Genomic DNA, 3,316 nt, shown 5'->3' with positions numbered 1-3,316 from the left:
CAGGCGGTGCGCGAGCACCTGCGCGCCCCAGCGGGCGGCGAGCTCACCTGCCGCACCGACGTGGTCGCCGTGGCAGTGGGTGAGGACGATCCGCTCCAGCCGCTCGGGCAGCAGCCCGAGGGAACGTATCGCCCCCTCGATCTCGACGGCGGACCCGGCGTTGCCGGCGTCGATCAGGGTGAGGGCCTCGCCGTCCTGCCAGAGGTACGCCTGGCCGATGGGGAAGCGGAGCATGTGGAGCCGGTCCGGAAGCACTTCTACAAGATCCATGCGTCGACCCTAGGCACGGCCGGCCGGCCCGCACACGCGACTTCACCAGCAGCGGAGTACGCCCAGGGCGCACTGCGCCCTGGGCGTACACGCACCCCGTACGGGGTCAGGCGCGCTTGGACTCCGCGTAGTTGACGAGGAAGAGGGCCTCCGCCACCGACAGCCGCTCCAGCTCCTGCGGCGACACGCTCTCGTTGACCGCGTGGATCTGCGCCTCGGGCTCACTCAGCCCGATCAGCAGCATCTCCGCCCCCGGGTAGAGGGTCGTCAGCGTGTTGCACAGCGGGATCGACCCGCCCATGCCGCTGATCTGCATCTCCTGGCCGGGGTACGCGGCCTCCAGAGCAGACCGCATCGACGCGTACGCCGGGCTGTCGGTGTCCGCCTGGAAGGGCTGGCCCTGGCCGACCACCTCGAGTTCGAGGCGCGCCTTCCACGGGGTGTGCGCCTCCAGGTGGGCCTGGAGCAGCTTGATGGCCTCGGCGGTGTCCACGCCCGGCGGCACGCGCAGGCTGATCAGCGCGCCGGCGCTCGCGTGCACGGACGGCGTCGCGCCGACGACCGGCGGGCAGTCGATGCCGAGCACGGTGACGGCCGGGCGGGCCCACAGGCGGTCGGCGATGGTGCCCTCACCGATCAGCTCGACGCCGTCCAGCACCTTCGCGTCGGTGCGGAAGTCCGCCTCCGGGTACTGCAGGCCCTCCCACACCTCGTCCGAGGCGAGCCCGTCCACCGTCGTCGAACCGTCCGCCGCGCGCAGCGAGTCGAGTACGCGGATCAGCGCGGCCAGCGCATCCGGGGCGGCGCCGCCGAACATGCCGGAGTGCAGGTTGCCGCCGAGCGTGTCGATCTTCACCTTGATCAGGCACATGCCGCGGAGCGTGGCCGTCACCGTCGGGAGGCCGAGGCGGAAGTTGCCCGCGTCACCGATGACGATGGTGTCGGCGGTCAGCAGCTCCGGGTGCGCCTCGGCGTACTGCTGGAGGCCGCCGGTGCCCTGCTCCTCGGAGCCCTCGACGATCACCTTCACGCTCACCGGCACACCGCCGTTGGCCTTCAGCGCGCGCAGCGCCAGCAGGTGCATGATGAACCCGCCCTTGCAGTCGGCCGAACCGCGCCCGTACCACCGGCCGTCGCGCTCGGTCAACTCGAAGGCGGGCGAGATCCAGGCCGCGTCGTCCAGCGGCGGCTGGACGTCGTAGTGCGCGTACAGCAGAACGGTCGGCGCGCCCTTGGGGCCGGGCAGGAAGCCGTACACGGACTGGGTGCCGTCGGGGGTGTCGAGCAGCGCCACGTCCTGGAAACCCTCGACGCGCAGGGCGTCGGCCACCCAGTTCGCGGCGGCCTCGCTCTCGCTCTTCGGGAACTGCGCCCAGTCCGCCACCGACTGGAAGGCCACCAGCTCGGTCAGCTCCTGCTTGGCGCGGGGCATCAGCGAGGCGATGGTCTCGGCGATCGGATTCTGGGACATGGGCACGCTCCTTTTGGGTGCGACGTTGTTCTCCGTGTACGCCGCCCGCATCCGCGGGGTGTGCGTATGCCGGGTACGGCGAAAAGACAGCCCCGATCCTCGCACAGCGGGGCGGTGCGTCGTCTCGCCGTAGGATTTCCCCGGCATCGGAGCAACCGGGTGATCAGGAGCGGCAACACATCGTGAGCAGCGACGACGACGTACGCGACGCAGGGGCGGGCGCAGGCGAGGACGCGGGCGTGGGCGCAGACGCAGGCCTGGGCCTGGGCGAGGGCGCAGGCGCAGGCGTGGATGCGGGGCAGGCCGCCCGGGCGGCGGCCGACGAGGCGGCCGGGGGGAGCGGCGGGACCGGCGAAGTGTGGGACGTGGTCGTGGTCGGGGCAGGACCGGCCGGATCCTCGGCGGCGTACGCGGCGGCGACGGCCGGCCGGCGCGTCCTGCTGCTGGAGAAGGCCGAACTGCCCCGCTACAAGACCTGCGGTGGCGGCATCATCGGTCCCTCGCGCGACGCCCTGCCCCCGGGCTTCGTACTTCCCCTCAAGGACCGCATCCACGCGGTCACCTTTTCGATGGACGGGAAGCTGACCCGCACCCGGCGCTCGAAGCAGATGCTGTTCGGGCTCATCAACCGGGCGGAGTTCGACGCCGGCCTGGTCGCCGCCGCCGAGAAGGCCGGCGCCACCGTCCGTACGGGCACGGCCGTGGCCCGCGTCGAACAGCACGGCACGGCCGTGCCCGACCGGCGCACCGTCGCCGTGGTGCTCGCCGACGGGGAGACCGTCCTGGCCCGCGCGGTGGTCGGCGCGGACGGCAGCGCGAGCCGGATCGGCGCGCACGTCGGCGTCGAGATGGACCAGGTGGACCTCGGCCTGGAGGCGGAGATCCCCGTTCCCGCGACGGTCGCGGAGGACTGGAAGGGGCGGGTGCTGATCGACTGGGGCCCGCTTCCGGGCAGTTACGGCTGGGTCTTCCCCAAGGGCGACACCCTCACCGTCGGGGTCATCTCGGCCAAGGGCGAGGGCGCCGCGACCAAGCGCTACCTGGACGACTTCATCGCCCGGCTCGGGCTCGCCGGCTTCGAACCGACCGTCTCCTCCGGGCACCTGACCCGCTGCCGCAAGCCCGACTCGCCGCTCTCGCGCGGCCGGGTCCTGGTGGCGGGCGACGCGGCCGGACTGCTGGAGCCGTGGACCCGGGAGGGCATTTCCTTCGCGCTGCGCTCGGGGCGGCTGGCGGGGGAGTGGGCGGTGAAGATCTCCGAGGCGCAGGACGCGGTGGACGCGCGCCGGCAGGCCCTCAACTACGCCTTCGCGGTGAAGGCCGGGCTGGGCGTCGAGATGGGCGTCGGCAAGCGGATGCTGACCGTCTTCGCGGCCCGGCCGCGGATGCTGCACGCGGCGATCACCGGCTTCCGTCCGGCGTGGCGGGCCTTCGCCCGCATCACGCGGGGTTCGACGACCCTGGCCGACCTGGTGCGGACGTACCCGCTGGCACGCAAGGCGCTGCACATGCTGGACGCCAGGCAGGCGGCGGCGGCCCGGAGCGGCGGCAAGGGCTAGGGAGGGGCCGTGGGCC

At 72.9% G+C, this 3,316-nt stretch carries 3 protein-coding genes; 1 reads left to right on the top strand and 2 read right to left on the bottom strand.

Translation table 11 applies throughout. The features are described 5' to 3' along the window. Together PV721_RS42425 and PV721_RS42420 are read right to left on the bottom strand one after the other, a co-directional pair. The coding region (locus PV721_RS42425; protein ID WP_319734097.1) for an MBL fold metallo-hydrolase at positions 1 to 270 on the bottom strand (270 nt) is incomplete at its 3' end. A 106-nt stretch (positions 271 to 376) separates the two neighbouring features. Next, positions 377 to 1,741 carry a dipeptidase gene (locus tag PV721_RS42420; protein WP_319734095.1) on the bottom strand — a complete coding sequence of 455 codons (1,365 nt, stop codon included), beginning with the start codon at positions 1,739 to 1,741 and terminating at the stop codon, positions 377 to 379. A 356-nt stretch (positions 1,742 to 2,097) separates the two neighbouring features. Between PV721_RS42420 and PV721_RS42415 the strand changes: the two genes are divergently transcribed. Further along, complete coding sequence (locus tag PV721_RS42415; RefSeq protein WP_319734099.1) at positions 2,098 to 3,300, top strand: geranylgeranyl reductase family protein; 1,203 nt, start codon at positions 2,098 to 2,100, stop codon at positions 3,298 to 3,300. Positions 3,301 to 3,316: the final 16 nt, after the last annotated feature.

This window comes from Streptomyces sp. MB09-01 (assembly GCF_033794505.1).
In the GTDB taxonomy this organism is placed as follows: domain Bacteria; phylum Actinomycetota; class Actinomycetes; order Streptomycetales; family Streptomycetaceae; genus Streptomyces.
This window is presented reverse-complemented; position numbering and strand designations above follow the sequence as displayed.